Raw genomic sequence first — 18731 nt, forward strand, 5'->3', positions numbered from 1 at the left:
GACCGGAGATGGCCGACCCCGCAGGCCGCGAGGCCGTAGCCGCCGTCTGGCGGATCGACTCGGCGCGGATCGTCGGCGCGCTCGCGCGCTACACCGGCGACTTCGCGCTGGCCGAGGACCTGGGCCAGGAGGCGCTGGCCGAGGCACTGGTGACCTGGCCGCGCGAGGGCGTGCCACGCAACCCGACGGGGTGGCTGCTCACCGTCGGCCGCCGCCGCGCGATCGACGCGTTCCGCCGCCGCTCCGTTCTGGACGACAGGTACGCCGTCCTCGCCCGCGACCTGGGCGAGGGCGGCGCCGCCTCGGGCAGCGCGCCCGGCGACCCCGCGGGGGAGGCCGACGACGTGCTGTGGGATCCGGACCGGATCGACGACGACGTGCTCGCGCTGATGTTCACCGCCTGCCACCCCGCGCTGTCGCGTGAGGCCAGGGTGGCGCTCACCCTGCGGGTGGTCGGCGGTCTGACCAGCGACGAGATCGCCAGGGCGTTCCTGGTCCCGACCGCGACCGTGCAGGCCAGGATCACCCGGGCCAAGAAGACCCTCGGGGCGGCCCGGGTGCACTTCGAGGTGCCCCCGGCCCGGGAGCGGGCCCAGCGGCTCGGCTCGGTGCTCAACGTGGTCTACCTGATCTTCACCGAGGGCTCCTCGGCCAGCTCAGGAGGCGACCTGATCCGGCCCGATCTCGCGGCCGAGGCCCAGCGCCTGGCCCGGGTTCTGGCCCGGCTGGTCCCCGACCAGCCCGAGGTCCACGGCCTGCTGGCGCTGCTGGAGCTGACCGCGGCGCGCTTTCCCGCCCGCACCGGGGCGGACGGGCGGCCGGTGCTGCTGGAGCACCAGGACCGCCGCCGCTGGGACCGCGCCGCGATCCGCCGGGGGCGGGCCGCCCTGGCCCGTGCCGGGAGCGCCGGCCGGGGGCTGGGCGCCTACGGCCTCCAGGCCGCGATCGCCGAGTGCCACGCGCTCGCCCCCTCGGTGCGGGAGACGGACTGGGAGCGGATCGTGCTGCTCTACGAGGCGCTCGGCCGTCTGGCGCCCTCCCCGGTGGTGGACCTCAACCGGGCGGTGGCGGTCTCCATGGCCCGGGGACCGGCCGCGGCGCTGCGGGTCGTGGACGAGCTGGCGGCGGCCGGGGCGCTGGCGGACTCGCACCTGCTGCCGAGCGTGCGCGGGGAGCTGCTCGTGCGCCTGGGCCGCACCGCTGAGGCGCGCACCGAACTGGAGCTGGCCGTGCGCCGGTGCGGCAACGAGCGCGAGCGGGAGGTGCTGGAAGGCAAACTCGCCGGCCTGGGCTGACCGGTCCACGCCCCCGGAGAGCGTCGCGGTCCGCCCCGGGCTCCGGTGCGGCGGGCTGACCGGGGACGGCTCTTCCACAGGGTCGAAGCACCGTCGTACCTCAGTACCATGGTCGCTCGGCGCGCATGGGAAACCGCTGTCCCTGCGGGCTTGTCGACGTCCACGGGGTCACGAGGGCCCGCACCGCAAGGGAGTCCGATTGGGGCCGAGCCGCACCGCGCACTGCGTGGCCGCTACCAGTTGCTGGCCGAGATCGGCCGGGGCGGGATGGGCCGGGTCTGGCGGGCCCACGACACCGAGCTCAACCGCACCGTCGCGGTCAAGGAGATCCTCCCGGGCCCGGGCCTGGACGACGACGAACGCGACCGGATGGCGGCCAGGGCCCGGCGCGAGGCGCAGGCCACCGCGATGGGCGGACACCCCAACATCGTCACCGTGCACGACATCGTCCAGGACGACGGGCGCCCGTGGATCGTCATGGAGTTCCTCAGCGGGCGCTCCCTGCGCGCGCTGGTCCGCCGGGAGGGCCCGCGCGGCGCCCGCGCGACCGCCCAGTGGGGGCTCGCCCTGCTCAGCGCGCTGAGCACCGCGCACGGGCAGGGGATCACGCACCGCGACGTCAAACCCGAGAACGTCATGGTCACCGACACCGGAAGGGTGGTGCTCACCGACTTCGGTATCGCCACCATCGCCGACACCTCCTCCGTCACCCAGACGGCCGGGGTGATGGGCTCCCCCGCCTACCTGGCCCCCGAACGGCTGGCGATGAGCCCGGCGACCCCTGCGAGCGACCTGTGGTCGCTGGGCGCGACCCTGTACTTCGCGGCAACCGGCGACTCCCCGTTCCGCCGTGAGGGCATCCCCGCGACGCTGCACGCCGTCACCTCCGAGGAGCCGCCCGACGTCCTGGGGCGGGGTCCGCTGGCCCAGGCGGTGCGGGGCCTGCTGGTGAAGGACCCGGCCGGGCGGATCGACGCCGACCGCTGCCGCGCGCTGCTGACCGCGCAGGTGCGGGGAGGCACCGACGCCGAGGTCTTCACGGCCCCCTCGGCCACGACCGTGTCCGTGCCGACGCGGCAGGTGGGCGGCCCCACGCACGCGGTCACCCCGGGACCGGTGCGGCCCGAAGCCCCGGGGCCGGTTCCGGGTCCCCCCGCGGCGCTCCCGCCCCAGACGACGGTCACGACGGCGCCGGTACCGCAGCGGGGCGGGCGGCTGTCCTGGCCGATGGTGGTGCTCACCCTGGGCCTGGCCTCGCTGGTGGCGGTGGCGGCGCTGGTGGTGGTGCTCGATCCGTGGGGCTCCGACACCAGTGTCGCGGCCTCCGGTGCGGGGACCGGGGAATCGGGCTCCGAGGAACCCTCCGGCCCCGGCGCCGACGAGCAGGAGGCCGGGACCGGGGACGGGGGAGACGTCACCGAACCCGAGGAGACCGGGGCGCCCCCGGAGGACGGCGCCGACGGCGCCCCCGTGCCCGGGACGTCCTGGACCGAGGACCCCGAGGGTTTCGGCCTGCGCGTCCCCGAGGGCTGGATCCGCCGGGTGGACGGCAGCAGCGTCTTCTACGAGTCCCCCGCCGACGCCGGCTACCTCCAGGTCGACATGGCCGAGCACCCCACCGACGACGAGTACCAGCACGTCCTTGACCAGGAGCAGGGCGTGTACGGCTCGGGACGGCTGCCGGGCTACGAGCGGGTGCGGATCGGGGACGTCACCGGCGACACCGGCTTCCACTCGGCCGCCGAGTGGGAGTTCACCTGGCGGGACGAGGCCGGCGAGACGCGCCGCGTACTGACCCGCAACATCGCGGTGGCGCCCGGGGAGTACTACACGCTGGCCTGGGCCTCCACCGACGCCTCGTGGGCCGGTCAGGACGCCCAGCGCACAGCCGTCATGGAGTCCTTCGACCCGGCCTGAGCCGGTGCCGGCCCCGGGATCGGGCCGTGCGAGGGGCCGGTGTTCGAAGGACAGCGCCACCGCGCCCGTTCGCGAAGGACGCGGCGTCCGCTGTGCCTACCGGCCGCCCACCCGTTCGGCCGGCCCGTCGTCGGCGGCGGTCCCCTCCCCGGACGGCGGGGCCGACGGGTGCCTCGCGGAGGAGAACTGTCCCGTGGCGATCAGGACCGCGACGAGCACTAACGGTACGATCCACCCGCTCCAGCCCAGGATCGTGGCCTGCGTGGTGTCGACGTGCTCGCCCGCCTTCGCGAAGAGGAGGAAGGTCCCACCCGCCCCGTTGAACGCGGCGTGCGCCAGAGCCGCGGGCCACACCGACCCCGACCGCAGCCGCAGCCAGCCGAAGACCGCGCCGACCACAACGCACATGCAGACCATCGCGGTCAGGCCGAGCCAGCCCGGCGCGTCGGGGTAGTTGTACCCGAGGAGGATGAGCGGGGCGTGCCAGAGGCCCCAGATCACGCCCGAGACCAGCAGTGCCGGGAACGTGCCGAGCGGCATCAGTCTCGGGAGCAGCCACCCCCGCCACCCGAGTTCCTCTCCCAGCGCCGGGATGAGGTTGACCAACGCCGCCACCGGCAGCGCGGCGAGCTGGACGGCGATCAGCGCGCCGACCGGTATCGGGATCTCGGCCGCTCCCGCGTCGCCCGCCTGCTCGGCGAGGACCCGCTGGAACGCGGAGAAGTTCGCGAAGTCGGCCGGATAGACCCCCAGCAGCGCGCCGACGGGGAGCGCCGCCAGGACGAGCGCGATGGGCACGGCGACCCCCAGCGCCGCGTAGCCGAGCAGCCTCCGGACCGGTCGCAGCGGCCACAGCCCGAGCGTCCACGCCTTCCGCTCCGGCCGTTCCACGAGGAACACGACGACGAGGGCGGCGATCGCGGGGGTCATCATCACGGCGGTGGCCACGAACGGGAACCACGGGCTGGTGAGTCCGTCGCCGAGCCAGAGCGGGAGCGCGACGAGCCAGGCGAGTGCAAACGCCAGGGCGGTGAACACGCCGATGGAGCGCAGGTCGCGGCCGCTCATACGGGATCCGCCCCGGGTCGTGGCCGTCATCGACACGTTCGTGGATTCGCCGGTCACGACGGCTTCCCTTCGAGGATGTGCAGACCTGCCACGGTGCGGTCGTCGCGGAACGCGATCCGTGCCGTGTAGTCGCCAGCCTCGAACGAGAGCGGCGTGTTCGTGACCGTCACGTCGCCGGCCCGGGCGGCCTCCGGCTCCCCATGCCCCTCGAAGGCTCCCACCAGACCGATGATCTGCGCCCACGCGGCCGCGAGCGCGTCCTGCGACAGGCCGTCGCTCATGGCCGGATCGAACCGCTCGGTGACGTGCGACCATCGCCCGGACGCGAGGTCCTCGATCACCGAGACGGCCAGTTCGGCGGCTCCGGGGAGCGGTGTGGTGTTCATGGGCTCTCCTGTTCTGGGATCGATCGGTTTTCCGTAGCGCTGGAACGCCGCCTGCCTGCTCACGCCGAGCGCGTCACCGATGACCTGCCACGTGACGCCGTCCTGGCGCGCCTGCCCCACGACGGCGCGCACGACGTCGTCGGCGGCCGCGCGCATGCTCACGGCACGCCCCAGCGAGTCGGTCCAGTCGTCGTCCCTCGTCAGGACGCGCGAGGCGAGGAACGCTTCCGTTCGCGTCTTCAGGACACGCAGCGCCTCTGTCAATCTTTCTTGCACATGTAAACCTTAGCTTGACAATTAGGCCGTGGGCAAGCGGGTGAGCGCGACCGGCCGCGGAGAACGGCGCCCCTCACCGGCGCCCGAGGGACTTCGCGGTACGGGTGCCCCTTTGCGGCCCGTGCCGCCCGGACCCCGCCGAGGCCGGGCTCAGCTGCCCAGGTAGCGCAGCACCGCCAGAACCCGGCGGCTGTAGCCGGAGGCGTGCCCGAGCCCCAGCTTGTCGAAGATCGCGTTGACGTGCTTCTCCACCGCGCTCAGCGACACGTACAGCCGCTCGGCGATCGAGGCGTTGCTCAGCCCCTGCGCCATGCGCTCCAGGACGTCGCGCTCGCGCCGGGTGAGCCGGGCCAGCGGGTCGGTGCGGGTGGTGCGCGCCAGCAGCTGGCGCACCACCTCGGGGTCGAAGGCAGCCCCGCCCGCGCGCACCCGCTCCAGGGCCTCCAGGAACTCCCCCACCTCCGACACCCGGTCCTTGAGCAGGTAGCCGACCCTGCCCGAGGCCCCGGCCAGCAGTTCGGCGGCGTAGCGCTGCTCCACGTACTGCGACAGCACCAGCACCGCCACCTTCTCGTGGTCGGCGCGGATGCGCAGCGCCGCCCGCAGCCCCTCGTCGGTGTGGGTGGGCGGCATCCGCACGTCCACCACCGCGGCGTCGGGCGCGTGCTCGGCGACCGCGGACAGCAGCGCTTCGGCGTCGCCCACCGCCGCCGCCACCTCGTGCCCCTCCTCCTCCAACAACCGCACCAGGCCCTCCCTGAGCAGGACCGAGTCGTCAGCGTTGACTTCCTCTTCCTCGTGAACGAGGGAGATTCCGACCACCCCTCGACGGGGCGGTGGCGCTGCGCGCCTCGCGGCTGCAGCTGGTTCCTGCTTCGTCGACATGGCATCCCAGAGGTCTCGGCAGGCTGGCACGGTTCACCCCGAAGGGTTAGTCCATCCGCGCGTGAGAATGTTCTGGGCCGCGTTCACGTCCGCATGAGCTGTGTGCCCGCATCTGCCGCAGCAAAAGACCGATTGGCTCTCTCGGTTCTCCGCCGCGACGTATGCGCACGAGTGACAGGTCTGGGACGTGTACGCGGGATCGACCTCCACGATCCGACTCCCGGTTCGCCGGGCCGCGTTCTGACAGGCGAGTGCGAACCCGTGCCACCCTTTGGCCAGGATCGCCCGGTTCAACCCCGCCTTCTGACGCACGTTGACACCAGGTGCCTCAACAGTGCCTTTCGCGGAGGCGGTCATGTTCTTGGTCTTGAGCTTTTCCAGCACCACGACCGCGTTCTCGGCGCACAACACGTGCGCGGTCTGCGCGGCGAAATCGGCGCGCCGAGCCCGCACCCGCCCGGTCAACTTGCCCAGAGCGGCCCTGGTCCTGGCCCGGTTGTTCGACCCCCGGCGTTGGCGGGACAGGCGTCGGCGCAGACGGCGTTCGCGCTCGGCCTCTTTGGGGGTTTGGAAGGTGCGGTCGAGCAGGTCGCCATCGCTGGTGGCCACCGCTACCGCCACACCCCGGTCGATGCCCACCGCGCTGTCGGGGCGCTCATGCGCCTCGGGGGTGGTTTGGCCGTCCTCGCACAACAACGCCACATACCAGTGGGCCCCATCCCGGGAGACAGTGGCCGAGCGCACCGTGCCCCGGGGCGCGCGTGACCAGCGAAAGCGCACCCATCCCAGCTTGGGCAGCTTGATGCGTCCCCACCTGCGGCCCAGGCGTTCGATGCTCATCCGCCCACCGTCGGGGAAGCGGAAGGAGGGCCTCCACCGGTCCTTGGCGCGCCACCGCACCTTGAACGTGCCGTGGTCCTGACAGGCTCGGTCCAGGTCGCGCAGGGTCTGCTGGAGGATGTGGGAGGGGGCGGCCTGAAGCCAGGTCTCCTCGGCCTTGGCCTCGGCCAGTTCACGGGCTTGGAGGTGGTAACCGCAGTAGGGCAGGCGCTGACCCCGCCGCCAGCGGGACACAGCCTCGCGGCGCTGGTCAAGGCCGGTGTTCCACACCGCCCGACAGATATCGCCATAGACCTGGCACGACTCGGTCTGCTCGTCGGTGAGCGCGAGCCGGTACCGAAACCCCGTCAACACAGTGTGCACACCTCCCTTCGAACCAGCACACACCGTAGTCGGGCCCTACGACATTGTGGTGGGGGCGGCTCACCCCGCCCTGAAGGACGGAGTCTGCACCGCAACGAAACCGATCACGTGCGGTCCTCGTCTCGTCGTTCGTGCGGCGGTGACCACGCTAGGAAAGGGGACCCCGGCCGGGCCATGGGGCGTACCGCCAGGTCGGGTGCGGTGCGCGCCAGAGCGGGGGTGGGGTTTTCCTCAGGGCGCGGGCGGGGCAGCGCCTTCGGCGCCGGACCGGTGGGGCCGTTTCGTCCCCGAAGGCGTCCGGGCCCGGATAGCCTCGGTCCGTTCCCCGTTTGCAGGAGGTGCGCGGTGTCCCGGACCTGGACCGCGATCGACTTCGAGACCGCCAACCACGACCGCGGCAGCGCGTGCGCGGTCGGCCTGGTGCGGGTGCGCGACGGCGCGGTCGTGGACCGGTACACCACGCTGATCCGGCCGCCGAGGCAGGTGGACTTCTTCTCCCGCCACAACATCGCCGTGCACGGCATCACCGCGGCCGACGTCGCCGACGCCCCCTCCTGGGAACAGGCGCACGCGCGCATCGTGGAGTTCGCCGACGGCAGCCCCCTGGTGGCGCACAACGCCGCCTTCGACATGGGGGTGCTGCGCCAGGCCTGCGGGCACACCGGGCTGCCCCACCCGGCGTGGGAGTACGCGTGCACGCTGGCGCTGGCCCGGCGCACCTGGGGCGGGCTGCCCGACCACAAGCTGCCGACCGTGTGCGCCCACATCGGGCACCGGGTGACGCACCACCACCGCGCCGACGCCGACGCCGAGGCCGCCGCGCGCATCGTGATCGCCGCCATGGAGCGCTACGGCACCCCGTCGCTGGCCGATCTGGCCCGTGCCGCGCGCACGGACCTGCGCCGGGTGGAGGCCTCGGCCGGGAGCGCGGTACCCGCTCCGGTCCCGGCCGCCGCCGCGCCCGCCCAGCCCGCGCTGTTCGCCGCGTCCGCCGCAGCTGCCGCGCCCGAGGACCGGTTCGGACGGTGGCAGCGCGACGCCCAGACGCCGCTGCCCGAGCCCTCCCCGGACGCCGATCCCACCGGGCCGCTGTACGGGCGCACCGTGTGCGTCTCCGGGGACCTGGCGTCCATGGACAAGCCCGAGGTGTGGCGGCGCGTGGCCGAGGCGGGCGGGCGGCCCGCCAAGAATGTCACCAAGAAAACCGACGTACTCGTCCTCGGGGGCCACGGCGGCCCCGGCAAGACCGCCAAGCACCTGCGGGCCGAGACCTACCGCGAGCGGGGCCAGCGCATCGACCTGGTCACCGAGGCCGAGCTGCTGGCCCTGCTGGGGATGACCACCCGCCCCTGACCGGGACGCGCCCCGCGTCCGCGGGCCTGAGGACGGCGGCGGTCACCGACGTGCGTTTTCCGGCCGGGGCCGCCTGACGCCGGGTGCCGCACCGCGCCGGTCCGTGCGCCCGCGGCCGGTACCGCGCACGGGGCCGCCCGCGCCCGGAGACGGACGCGGGCGGCTCGCTGGGGTCGGTCAGACCCTCTCGTTCGGCGACGTGGGAAAGCGCAGGATCGCGCCGTTCTCGGCGCTGGTGTGGCCGTGGTCGAGGACCTCGCCGAAACCGGCGTCGGCGGCCATCGCCGAACGCAGCATCAGCGCGCTGGCCGGTGCCCGGAACGCCGCGTCGGGGTCGTCCAGGTCCGCCGGATCCTTCGACACCAGCACCGGCTCGCCCGGTGAGCCCCACAGATCGGGTTCGCCGTCGCGGTCTGCGCCCAGCAGCAGGGTGCGCACCCGCGCCTCCGACAGCATCGGCAGGGTGGGCTCGGTGCCGCGCACCGCCTGGTCGTTGGCGAGTTTCTGGTGGTAGTCGGCGATGATGTCGTCGTGGCCGTCGATGACGAAGTCGCGCAGCGCCTCCGCAGCGGCCTCGTGCAGGCGCTCCTCGGCGTCGGGGCCGCCCCGACCCCCGGCCACCAGCCTGACCGGGATGCTCAGCTTGCGCTCGCCCAGGTTGTCGCGCAGGTAGGCGATGGCCTCCTCGTCACCGCCAACGAAGATGATCCGGGCGTCCACCTCGGCGACGGCCTCGCGCACCTGCTGGGCGATCCGGGCGGTGTTCTCCCGCCAGGTCTCCATCGGGTAGTGCTTGCCGTCGAAGCGGCCGTTGTACCCGCTCAGGACGCCGGGCCCGCCCCGGCCCATCGGGTCGATGTTGCGCAGGTCGGCGCCGGAGAAGTCCTTCTCGGAGGCCGGTCCGCTGGTGGGCCGGCCGGTGTAGGAGAACACCTTGGCGTTGACCCGGTCCAGCGCCACCAGGACGTGGGGCAGGTAGCGCCCCCGGTCCACGACCACGGGGAGGGGGTCGGGGACCGGCATGCGCAGGGCGCGGCTCTGCGCGGGCGGTTCGGAGAGCGTGTACGCGCCGAGCAGGCGCCCCTCGGAGGCGAACAGGGAGTGGCCGTGGCTGCCGAAGGCCCGGGAGGAGCCGTCCCTGACCGCCTGTTCCAGCACGTCCAGGGTCGCCTTGTCGGTGCCCAGCGAGGAGAGTTCGTCCCGCAGGTGGCGCCAGCGCAGTTCGAGTTCCTTGCCGGCGTCGGTCCTGTCGCGGCTGGTGTCCAGGTGCACCGAGGCCACAGGGGCGTCGCTCTCGTACAGAGGTCGCAGAAAACCCAGGTCCATGTGTCCGCGGGGCGTGTGTCCCCGCCCCGCCCACCTCCTTCTCGGGGTCGGTCTGCGGGCCATCCTCGGGCCCATGATGCTTGCTTCGGGGCACGCCACGTCGGCACAGACGCGCTTCTTGCCCAAGGATTTCCCGTCCTTGGACGGGCCCCCTACCCCGTCGGCCGCAGGACATGGGTGGAGAGGACCGACGAACACACGGAAGGGGGCCGCCGACTGTCGGGCGCGGAGGGGCCCGGGCCGCTAGCGTCGGTGACCCGGAGAAGGAGGACACCATGCTGGACCGGCTCAACCGGGCCCTGGAGAAGGTCGAGGAGGACACCGGACGGCCGGTGGACGTGGCGGAGATGGCGCGGATCGCGCTCACCTCCGAGCACCACCTGCGCCGTCTGTTCTCGGCGCTGGCGGGGATGCCCCTGTCGGAGTACGTGCGGCGGCGCAGACTCACCCTCGCCGGTGCCGAGGTGCTCGGGAGCGGCGACAGCCTGCTCGACATCGCTGTGCGCCACGGCTACGGGTCGGCCGAGGCCTTCGCCCGGGCCTTTCGCGCCATGCACGGTGTGGGGCCGGGCGAGGCCCGCCGGACCGGCGCGGTGCTCGCCGCACAACCGAGGATGTCCTTCCGCCTGACCGTCGAAGGGAATACCACCATGCGTTACCGGATCGTGGACAAGGGGCCCTTCCGCCTCGTGGGCCCCAAGGCGCGGGTGCCGATCGTCCACGAGGGCCGCAACCACGCCATGGAGGAGTTCGTCAGGGGCCTGGACCAGGAGGTCCGGGCGCGCGTCGCGGAGCTCTCCGACCAGGAACCGCGCGGTGTCCTGGGCGTCACCGCCGCCCTGTCCCCCGACCGCGGGGAGGGGAGCCTGATCGACTACTACGAGGCCGCGGCGACCTGCGCCAGGGGCGCGGAGGGTATGGAGACGCTGGAGGTGCCGAGCGGTACCTGGGTGGTCTTCCCGAAGCCGGTGCCCGTGGCGCGGTGCCCCGAGGGGCTGCAGCACATGTGGGCGGACGCCTTCGGCCGGTGGTTCCCCTCCAACACGGCCTACCGGGCCACCGAGGGTCCGGAGATCCTGCGGGTCTCCTACACCGGGGACGGCGCCACCGCCGAGGCCGAGCTGTGGCTGCCCGTCGAGCGCGTCTGACGAGCCCCGCGGCACCCGAGGCGCCGCGGAGTCGCCACCCGCCGGGTACCGCGCGCGGCCGCCGACGGGACCGGACGCAGCGGTCGTCTCCTAGACGCGGGTGCGGCAGCGGTCCAGGAAGCGGCGCAGCACCTCGTTGAACCGCTCGGGCCGCTCCAGGTTGGGCAGGTGCCCGGCGCCCTCGACGATCTCCACGACCGAGTCCGGCACCAGCACGTGCATGGACTCGGCGAGGTCGGGCGGGGTGAACACGTCGTGCTGGCCCCCCACCAACAGGGTCGGCGCGGACACCCGGCGCAGCAGGGGCGCGTAGTCCTGACGTCTGGCGCGGCCCAGCAGGGCGGCCGCCGCCCCCTCGGGCGGGGCGGCGTACATCATCGCGCGCACGTGGTCGGCCACGGCGGGCAGTTCGCGCACGTTGGCGGCGGTCATCATGCCCACGAGCACCTCGTCGCCGTAGCCGCGCATGCCCTCGGCGCGCAGCCGTTCGGCCAGCGCCACGCGGGCGGCCCGCCCCCGCTCGGTCTCGGCGCTGGGGTTGGTGGCGGCCAGGGTCAGCGAGTCCACGCGGTCGGGGAAGAGCCGGTACAGCTCCAGGGCGATCTGGCCGCCCATCGACAGCCCCACCACGCTCACCACGTCCAGACCCAGGTGGTCCAGGAGCGCGTCCAGGTCGCGGGCGAAGGTGTCCAGGGTCGTGGTCCCGGGGACGACGGTGCTGTTCCCGTACCCGCGCAGGTCGGGGGCGATCACCCGGTAACCGCGTCCCGCCAGGGCCCTGACCTGGGGTTCCCACATGGTGCGGTCGAAGGGGTGACCGTGGATCAGGAGGGCGGGGTACCCGGCCCCGCGGTCGGTGTAGGTGACGTTGATCCCGCGCACGGAGGCGATGCGCGGGCCTTCGCTGCTCGCCGTGTTCGTCGTCTGGTGTGCCACAGGAACCGATGCTATTCAGGCGTGCAAGGGCCCTGGCCACCGAGGGGCCCCCAGAGCCGGGTCGCGGCCGGGCCGTAGGCGGTCCCTCGACACCTACGGCCCGCGGGTACCGCGTCCCGCCGTCCTCGGGCGCGGTACGGCGTGGCGGGCGCGCCCGCCACGCCGTACCGGGCGCGGGGCGCCCGGCTACAGGGAAGACGCGCCCGGACGCCGTCGGGTTCGGAGGCGGTTCACCGCCGCGCCGCCCCCTTCCGGTCAGGGGAGCGGCGGGCCGGACGGGCCCCGCGGGTGACGCGGCCCAGGACGAGTGCCGCCACCAGGTAGGGCAGTGCGAACAGGGCGAACGCCAGGGCGTGCCCGGTCACCGCGAACACCCCCGCGTACAGCAGGTAGGAGGCCGTGGTGAGGGCGTCGGTGCCCAGGCCGGCCAGGGAGGTGACGGTGGCCCGGGTCGGTCCGGTGATGCGGTCCTGGAGGCGGGCGTCGGCGACCACGCCCGCGGTCTGGCACAGGCCGAAGCCCGCGCCGATCAGCACCCATCCCACCGGGCCGTCCAGCAGGGCCCCGGCGGCGATGGCGGGCGCGGTCAGGCCCACCAGGACGGCCAGGGCCCGCACGGGCAGCCGGGAGGCGGGTCCGGCCAGCAGCCCGCCCAGGAGCACGAAGGCCCACACCACCAGCACCGCCACGGGAACGGTGGCGGCGGGGACGCCGGACTCGGCGACGAGCAGGGGGACGTACTCGTCCAGAGCCTCCCAGAACGCGGTCACCGCGACCACGAGCAGGATCGCGCCGCGTACCCGGCGGCTGGAGCGCGCCTCGGCCAGACCGCCGCGCAGGGCGTCCAGGTAGCCGGAGGGTGCCTCCTCCGCTTCTGCGGCCCCCGCGGAGCCGCCCGCGGCGGCGCGGTGCTCGGGCAGGGCCAGGGCCGCCAGGGCGCACAGCACGCAGGCGGCGACGCTGGCCGCGCCGACCGCCGCGTAGCCGCCGTGGGCCATGACGGGGATGGCCAGCAGGGTGGCGGCGCCGACGGCGGCCACGTCCAGGGCGCGGGTCACGCCCATGACACGGGCGTAGCGGTCGGACGCGCCGCGACGGGCGAGCTCGGTGTAGACGAGGGCTTCGAGGGAGCCCGAGGACAGCGCGCCGCCCGCGCCCCACAGGACGAAGCCGAGCGCGAAGGTCCAGTAACCGGGCCACAGCAGCCACAGCACGAAAGCGCAAGCGGCCAGGAGAGGGGCGGCGGCCAGCAGGTAGCGCCGCGGCACCACGTCGGCCCAGGCCCCGGCGGGGACGGACGCGAGGACCGAGGACAGCGACCAGATCACGAACAGGGAGCTGATCTGGGCGACGGTCAGGCCGGTCTCGTCGAACAGCAGCGCGTACAGCGGATAGAGGAGGACGAACTCCCCCAGGGCCGCGTAGGCGTACAGGGGTCGGGTCAGACGGGACGGACGCGTGCCGGGTGCACGCGAGGACAGGGTGGTCATGGAGGTCTTTCGGTCGAGCGGAAACGGGCACCGGGGCGGGGACCGCCCGGGGTGGACCGCGTGCTCGGACCGAGGACCGGCTGGGGACTTAATGTCGCTGGAACATGCCTCCAGGATAGGCGTGCGCCGGCCGCCGCGACAGGGGCTGTGGACGACCCGGCCGCGGAGGTCGTGCACGGGTGCGCCGGATCGCCGCACGGGTCGGGCAGGGCCGCGGACGCGGCCCCGTCGGCCCCGCGCGCGTGGCGGTCAGTCCGCTCGGCCGGGGCCGGGGACGATGCGCTCGACCACGTCGGTCACCAGGTCGTGGAACCGGTCCTGGGAGAAGAGGTCGGGCAGGGTGAGCCGCTCCAGGATGAGCCAGTTGAGCGCCAGGTAGAGCAGGACGACGGTGGTCGCGTCGCCGGGCATGCCGGACCCGGTGTGGAAGGCGATGTTGGCGTCCAGGTCGGCGCGGACGCGCTCGGTGAGCAACTGGCGCAGCTCCGGTCGCCGGGTGGCCTCCAGGCGCAGTTCCAGCAGGGCCAAATAGCCGGAGGGGAACTCGGTGAGGCGTCCCACCATCTCGTGCATCAGTTCGGTGACCCTGTCGCGGTCGCGCGGCCCCGCCTGGGCCGCGGCCATCACGTCGCTGTCGGGGTCCAGGCGCTCGTAGAAGCGGTGGCCGACCTGGGTGAGCAGGTCGTCGCGGTTGCTGAAGTAGTTGGACGCCGTGCCGTTGGGGACGGCCGCCTCGGTGTCCACGGCCCGGAATGTCAGTCCCCGCGCGCCCTCGCGGGCGAGCACCTCGATGGCCGCGTCGAGCAGTGCCGCCCGTCGTGCCGGATTCTGCCTCATGCCAGATCTCTCCTCAGAACCGAGTTGACATAACTTCAATCGTAGTACTACGTTCTTACCACTCCAAGCAGAGTACTACGCAGTAAGTAAATCTGAGAGGCAACCCATGCGTGCCGATTCCATCCGTCTGGACCTGACCGCCGCGCCGTCCGCCGAGGTCCGCCCCAAGATCACTTCGCCCTTCACCCCGCCCCAGCCCCGGCGCGGGCACCGCGGCCAGACGCCTAGGACCCGTTCGGTGCGGCGCGCCAGGCCGCTGCCCAAGCCGGGCGGTGTCCGCTGACCAACGCCCTGACCGCCCCGCGGGAACCGAGAGGAGGACCGCGCTTGCGCGAGCTCGTGTACGAACCGACGTGAGCGCCGGGAGACCCCGCCGCGGCGGACGCTTCCAAAGGGGCGCGGATCAGATCCCGTGCAGCTCGCGGGCCCAGGCCTCCAGCCCGGCGGCGAACCCCTCCCGCTGCTCCGGTGAGAGCCGGTCGAAGGTCCGCAGCAGGGTCCGGGCCCGGCTGGCCACGAACGCGCGCATGAGGTCGCGGTGCTCGTCGGCCAGTGACACCAGGGCGCGCCGCCGGTTGGCGGGGTCCTCACGGCGCACCACCAGTCCCACCCGGTTCAGGTCGCCGACCAGTTCGCTGACGGTGGAGGGGCCCACCCCCAGGCGGGAGGAGAGTTCTCCCATGCCGAGTTCCTGGCCGTGGACGAGCTGGGCCAGCACCGCGCCGTGCCGGGCGGTGAGGTGGTGGTCGGTGAACAGCCGCCGCAGTTCGGCGGGCATCTCGGCGTGGGCGCGGCGGTAGTAGGTCTCGATGAGGGGCACGAAGCGCAGCGCCCCCTCCAGCACCGCGCGGTCCGGCACACGCGTGTCCTCGGCCTCTTCCCGGCCCGCCCCGTGGTCCATGCGCCGATGCTACCGGGGTGTGACGTGGTCGTTCGGGGCTCGGTCGGCGACGCCGACGGCCCGGCGCACGGTGGCCGGGCCGTCCGGGAGCCGCGGCAGCGCGTGCGCCAGGCCCACGCGCGAGATCCGGTAACCGGAGGGCGCGTTGCGGTCCAGGACCAGGCGGTACTCCCCCTGGCCGGGGCGTCGGTCGGCTGGGGCCGGCGCACGACGGACCAGGCGGCGCCGCTGGCCTCCGGGGCGGCCTCCATCCGCCCCGGGTCGAGGTAGGCGCCGCGGAAGAGCCCGCCGATCAACGGCCGCGGCCCCGCGGTCCGCGCGACGAGTTTTCCGACCCTCCGGCGTGTTGCGGGCCTGACCTGCGCCGCAACGGGCTGTCACCTGTTAGTCACCCTAAGGGGTCCAACGTTCACCGCCCGGTGGTTGGGGAGTTCCGCCCGCCGTGGCCGGATAGAGCACGGTCCCCCGCCCGGCCCGACACGGGGCCGGGCTCCCCCGCGACCCGATCAGGAGACCGCCCATGCCGGGAACCCCCCGCACCCCCGCTCCCCTCCCCGCCGAGACCGTCAGCAGCACCACGCGGCGCCAGGCCCTGGTCGGCGGTGCGGCCACCCTGGGCGCCGTCGCGCTGGGCACCGCCTGGAACCCCGGCGTGCGGGCCGACGCCTCCGTCCGCACCGACGCCCCCGTCCGTTCGGGCGGTTTCGCCGAGCCCTTCACCCTGGGCGTCGCCTCCGGCGACCCCTTCCACAGCAGCGTCGTGCTCTGGACCCGTCTGGCCCCCAACCCCTTCGCGGAGGACGGACTGGGCGGCATGCCCGACCGGCGGGTGGAGGTCGAGTGGCAGGTCTCGCGGGAGGAGGGCTTCGGCCTGCTCTCCGCCTCCGGAACCGTGGAGACGGGTCCCGACGCCGCCCACTCGGTGCACGTGGAGGCGCAGGGGCTGCGGCCCGGCACCGAGTACTTCTACCGGTTCCGCGCGGGCAACGAGGTCAGCCAGGTCGGCCGCACCAAGACCGCCCCTCCCCCCGGGATCCGCACGGACCGGTTCGCCTTCGCGTTCACCAGCTGCCAGAGCTACACCGCCGGGCACTACAACGCCCACGCGCACCTGGCCGAGGAGGACCTGGACCTGGTCGCGTTCCTGGGCGACTACATCTACGAGACGGGCGGGCAGGGGAGCCTGGGCCGGGGCCACCTCCCCGACCGGGAGGTCCGCACCCTGGCCGAGTACCGCGTGCGGCACGCCCAGTACAAGAGCGACGCTGACCTCCAGGCCGCGCACGCCGCCTTCCCGTGGGCGGTGGTCTTCGACGACCACGAGCTGGAGAACAACTGGGCCGACGACCGCTCCAACGGCGAGGACGTCCCGCCCGAGGAGTTCCTGCGCCGGCGCGCCCAGGCGCTCAAGGCCTACTACGAGCACATGCCGCTGCGCTTCGCCCAGACGCCGGTCGGCCCCGACATGCAGCTCTACCGCAGACTGGCCTTCGGCGACCTGGTGGACATGCACCTGCTCGACACCCGCCAGTACCGCGACCCGCAGGTGTCGGACGCCGAACGCGGCGACCCCTCGCGCACCCTGCTCGGCACCCGGCAGAAGCAGTGGCTGAGGGAGGGGCTGTCCTCGTCGCGTGCCCGCTGGAACGTACTCGCCCAGCAGGTGTTCTTCTCCCAGCGCGACTTCGCCGGGGGCGAAGCGACCGACTTCAGCAACGACGCCTGGGACAACTACCTCGTGGACCGCGACGAGGTCCGCGACCAGTTGGCGCGCACGCGCAACGGGGTGGTGATCACCGGTGACGTGCACGCCAACTACGTGTGCGACGTCAAGGCCGACTTCGACGCCCCCGAGTCGCCGACGGTGGCCACCGAGCTGGTGGGCACCTCCGTCACCAGCGGCGGCGACGGCACCGAACAGGCCCCCGGAGACGAGGTGCAGCTGCGGGAGAACCCGCACATCAGGTTCGTCAACCGCAAGCGGGGCTACGTGCGCAACGTCGTCACGCCCACCGAGTGGACGGCCGACTACCGCGTCGTGGACCGCGTGAGCGAGCCGGGCTCGCCCATCCGCGACCGGGCGCGGTTCGTGATCGCGGACGGTGTGGCGGGCGTGCGCGCCGAGGGATGAACCCTGACACGGGTCCGGGCGGCGGGTGCGCGCCAACCGCCGCCCGGACCAACGGGGCGACCGGCTCAGCGGCGCTGGATCTCAGTCAGGTCGATGTCGACGGGGAAGGGCCGGGAGGTCTTGAGGCGCTGTCGGTGGACGGTCGGCCTGGTGTAGCCGCCGGTGGGCGCGAGTTCGTGCACGTAGACCACGACTTCGCCCCGGTCCTGCTCGATCAGCCAGAAGTTGGGGATACCGGCCTCGGCGTACAGTTGCGGTTTGCGCTCACGGTCGCGCAGCTCCGACTCGGGAGAGACCACCTCGACCACCAGTTCCACCGCCTCGGGTGCGAACCAGGTCTGTTCCGTCCCCCGGTCGCCTGGGCCTGTACCAGGACGAGGTCGGGTTCGGGCCTTTGCCGCGGACCGAGTTTGAGGGTCATCTCCCTGCGCACGCGCAGGCGGTCGGGGGCCTGCTCGAACAGGCGAGTGTCCAGGACCGAGAGCACGACCGTGTGGAAGTTGCGTTGAGGGGTCACCAGTACCAGGCTTCCGTCGATGAGTTCGGTGTGCGGCGGAAGATCCGGGATGCTGTCCAGGTCGTCGGCGGTGAATCCCTCCGGAGGCGGGGTCAGCGGCTCGTACCGGGATTCGGTGGAGGGCTGGCGTTCGGCCACAGGGGAAACGGGCATGTCGCTGCCTCCGGTGGTCGGATCGTTCTCGTCACCCACGGTAGCCACGTCCTTCGGGTAGCGACGGTGTTTCCGGGAAGGTCCTACCCCTGGTCGTCGGGGCTGATCCACAGTGCCTCGGCGGCCACCAGACCCAGGGCCTGGGAGCGCTGGGGAGCGCCCGCGTCGGCGCCCACGGTGATCTGCATCGACCCGGCGTAGGGGCGGCGCTCGGCCACCTCCACGCGCATCCCGATGCCGATCTCGATGTCGGCCAGGTAGCGCAGCAGGTCGGGATCGGTGTCGTTGACGCGCACGATCACGCCGCTGACGCCCTTCTCCGCCTCCGAAAGCAGAAGGCTCTCGCGCTCGACGATGTGGCCGTCGCGGGTGGGAATGGGGTCGCCGTGCGGGTCGACCACGGGATCGCCCAGGTGGTGGGCGATGCGGTCGACGAACTTGTCCGAGACCACGTGTTCGAGGATCTCGGCCTCGTCGTGCACCTCGTCCCAGGAGTAGCCCAGCTCGGCGACCAGGTAGGTCTCCAGCAGGCGGTGGCGGCGCAGCACCGACAGGGCCGCCTTGGTGCCCGGCTCGGTGAGGTTGACCGCGCCGTAGCGCCGGTGCTCCACCAGGCCCAGTTCGCTGAGTTTGCGCAGCATTCCCGACACCGAGGAGTTGGACACCGACAGGCGCTCGGCCATACCGGAGATGGTCACCGGCCCGGTGCCGCGTTCCTGGAGGTCGTAGATGACCTTCACGTAGTCCTCAACCGACGTGGACGGTCGTGTCGGTGCGTTGTCCATGGCCCCAACCGTATCGCGGACGGCTCACCGGCCACCATGTGCGCATCGGCCCTGTGGACAACACGGGCGGGCGGAAGGGCACCCGGGTACGACCTGGGAGAAAGGGGTTTGGTCGAATCGAGGG

16 protein-coding genes and 1 pseudogene are annotated in these 18731 nt (G+C 73.2%); 6 read left to right on the plus strand and 11 right to left on the minus strand.

Going from position 1 to position 18731, the window contains the following annotated elements:
• Positions 1 to 8: 8 nt before the first annotated feature.
• The gene (locus KGD83_RS14845; protein WP_212639782.1) at positions 9 to 1295 is read left to right on the plus strand and encodes an RNA polymerase sigma factor; all 1287 of its coding nucleotides are present in this window, start codon (positions 9 to 11) and stop codon (positions 1293 to 1295) included.
• A gap of 198 nt (positions 1296 to 1493) precedes the next feature.
• Complete coding sequence (locus KGD83_RS14850; protein WP_212644434.1) at positions 1494 to 3212, plus strand: serine/threonine-protein kinase; 1719 nt, start codon at positions 1494 to 1496, stop codon at positions 3210 to 3212.
• Between the two features lie 96 nt (positions 3213 to 3308).
• On the opposite strand, the gene KGD83_RS14855 is transcribed toward KGD83_RS14850, so the two are convergent.
• From KGD83_RS14855 to KGD83_RS14870, 4 genes are all read right to left on the minus strand, one after another.
• Positions 3309 to 4280, minus strand: a complete 972-nt coding sequence (locus tag KGD83_RS14855) for a CPBP family intramembrane glutamic endopeptidase (protein ID WP_212644435.1) — start codon at positions 4278 to 4280, stop codon at positions 3309 to 3311.
• Positions 4281 to 4333: 53 nt separating this feature from the next.
• Positions 4334 to 4930, minus strand: coding sequence for a DUF3887 domain-containing protein (locus KGD83_RS14860; protein ID WP_212639783.1), 597 nt, complete (start codon positions 4928 to 4930; stop codon positions 4334 to 4336).
• A gap of 162 nt (positions 4931 to 5092) precedes the next feature.
• Positions 5093 to 5764 carry a response regulator transcription factor gene (locus KGD83_RS14865; protein ID WP_249351871.1) on the minus strand — a complete coding sequence of 224 codons (672 nt, stop codon included), beginning with the start codon at positions 5762 to 5764 and terminating at the stop codon, positions 5093 to 5095.
• A gap of 96 nt (positions 5765 to 5860) precedes the next feature.
• Positions 5861 to 7030: an RNA-guided endonuclease InsQ/TnpB family protein gene (locus tag KGD83_RS14870; protein ID WP_249351872.1), complete on the minus strand. Its 1170-nt coding sequence runs from the start codon at positions 7028 to 7030 to the stop codon at positions 5861 to 5863.
• Positions 7031 to 7375: 345 nt separating this feature from the next.
• On the opposite strand from KGD83_RS14870, the gene KGD83_RS14875 reads away from it, so the two are divergent.
• Positions 7376 to 8383 (plus strand): exonuclease domain-containing protein, encoded by a 1008-nt coding sequence (locus KGD83_RS14875; protein ID WP_212639784.1) that lies wholly within the window; start codon positions 7376 to 7378, stop codon positions 8381 to 8383.
• Between the two features lie 177 nt (positions 8384 to 8560).
• Here KGD83_RS14875 and KGD83_RS14880 read toward each other — a convergent pair whose 3' ends face one another.
• Entirely contained in the window at positions 8561 to 9709 is a 1149-nt protein-coding gene (locus tag KGD83_RS14880) for a baeRF2 domain-containing protein (protein WP_212639785.1), read from the minus strand.
• Positions 9710 to 9984: 275 nt separating this feature from the next.
• Between KGD83_RS14880 and KGD83_RS14885 the strand changes: the two genes are divergently transcribed.
• Complete coding sequence (locus tag KGD83_RS14885) at positions 9985 to 10857, plus strand: helix-turn-helix domain-containing protein (RefSeq protein ID WP_212639786.1); 873 nt, start codon at positions 9985 to 9987, stop codon at positions 10855 to 10857.
• 90 nt (positions 10858 to 10947) lie between these two features.
• Here the strand turns inward: KGD83_RS14885 and KGD83_RS14890 are convergent, their stop codons facing one another.
• The 3 genes from KGD83_RS14890 to KGD83_RS14900 all read right to left on the minus strand — a co-directional run bounded on the left by KGD83_RS14890 (position 10948) and on the right by KGD83_RS14900 (position 14120).
• Entirely contained in the window at positions 10948 to 11739 is a 792-nt protein-coding gene (locus tag KGD83_RS14890; protein ID WP_212644438.1) for an alpha/beta fold hydrolase, read from the minus strand.
• Between the two features lie 284 nt (positions 11740 to 12023).
• Complete coding sequence (locus tag KGD83_RS14895; RefSeq protein WP_212639787.1) at positions 12024 to 13283, minus strand: MFS transporter; 1260 nt, start codon at positions 13281 to 13283, stop codon at positions 12024 to 12026.
• 249 nt (positions 13284 to 13532) lie between these two features.
• Complete coding sequence (locus KGD83_RS14900) at positions 13533 to 14120, minus strand: TetR/AcrR family transcriptional regulator (RefSeq protein ID WP_212639788.1); 588 nt, start codon at positions 14118 to 14120, stop codon at positions 13533 to 13535.
• Positions 14121 to 14226: 106 nt separating this feature from the next.
• Between KGD83_RS14900 and KGD83_RS14905 the strand changes: the two genes are divergently transcribed.
• Positions 14227 to 14403, plus strand: coding sequence for a hypothetical protein (locus tag KGD83_RS14905; RefSeq protein ID WP_212639789.1), 177 nt, complete (start codon positions 14227 to 14229; stop codon positions 14401 to 14403).
• 120 nt (positions 14404 to 14523) lie between these two features.
• On the opposite strand, the gene KGD83_RS14910 is transcribed toward KGD83_RS14905, so the two are convergent.
• Positions 14524 to 15021, minus strand: a complete 498-nt coding sequence (locus tag KGD83_RS14910; protein ID WP_212639790.1) for a MarR family winged helix-turn-helix transcriptional regulator — start codon at positions 15019 to 15021, stop codon at positions 14524 to 14526.
• Between the two features lie 520 nt (positions 15022 to 15541).
• Between KGD83_RS14910 and KGD83_RS14915 the strand changes: the two genes are divergently transcribed.
• On the plus strand, positions 15542 to 17152 hold the full coding sequence (locus KGD83_RS14915; RefSeq protein WP_212639791.1) for an alkaline phosphatase D family protein: 1611 nt from the start codon (positions 15542 to 15544) through the stop codon (positions 17150 to 17152).
• A 65-nt stretch (positions 17153 to 17217) separates the two neighbouring features.
• Here KGD83_RS14915 and KGD83_RS14920 read toward each other — a convergent pair.
• A pseudogene (locus tag KGD83_RS14920) lies at positions 17218 to 17822 on the minus strand (Uma2 family endonuclease).
• Between the two features lie 83 nt (positions 17823 to 17905).
• Entirely contained in the window at positions 17906 to 18607 is a 702-nt protein-coding gene (locus KGD83_RS14925; RefSeq protein ID WP_081642913.1) for a metal-dependent transcriptional regulator, read from the minus strand.
• Between the last annotated feature and the right edge of the window lie 124 nt (positions 18608 to 18731).

The sequence above is a fragment of the Nocardiopsis akebiae genome (genome assembly GCF_018316795.1).
GTDB lineage: Bacteria > Actinomycetota > Actinomycetes > Streptosporangiales > Streptosporangiaceae > Nocardiopsis > Nocardiopsis dassonvillei.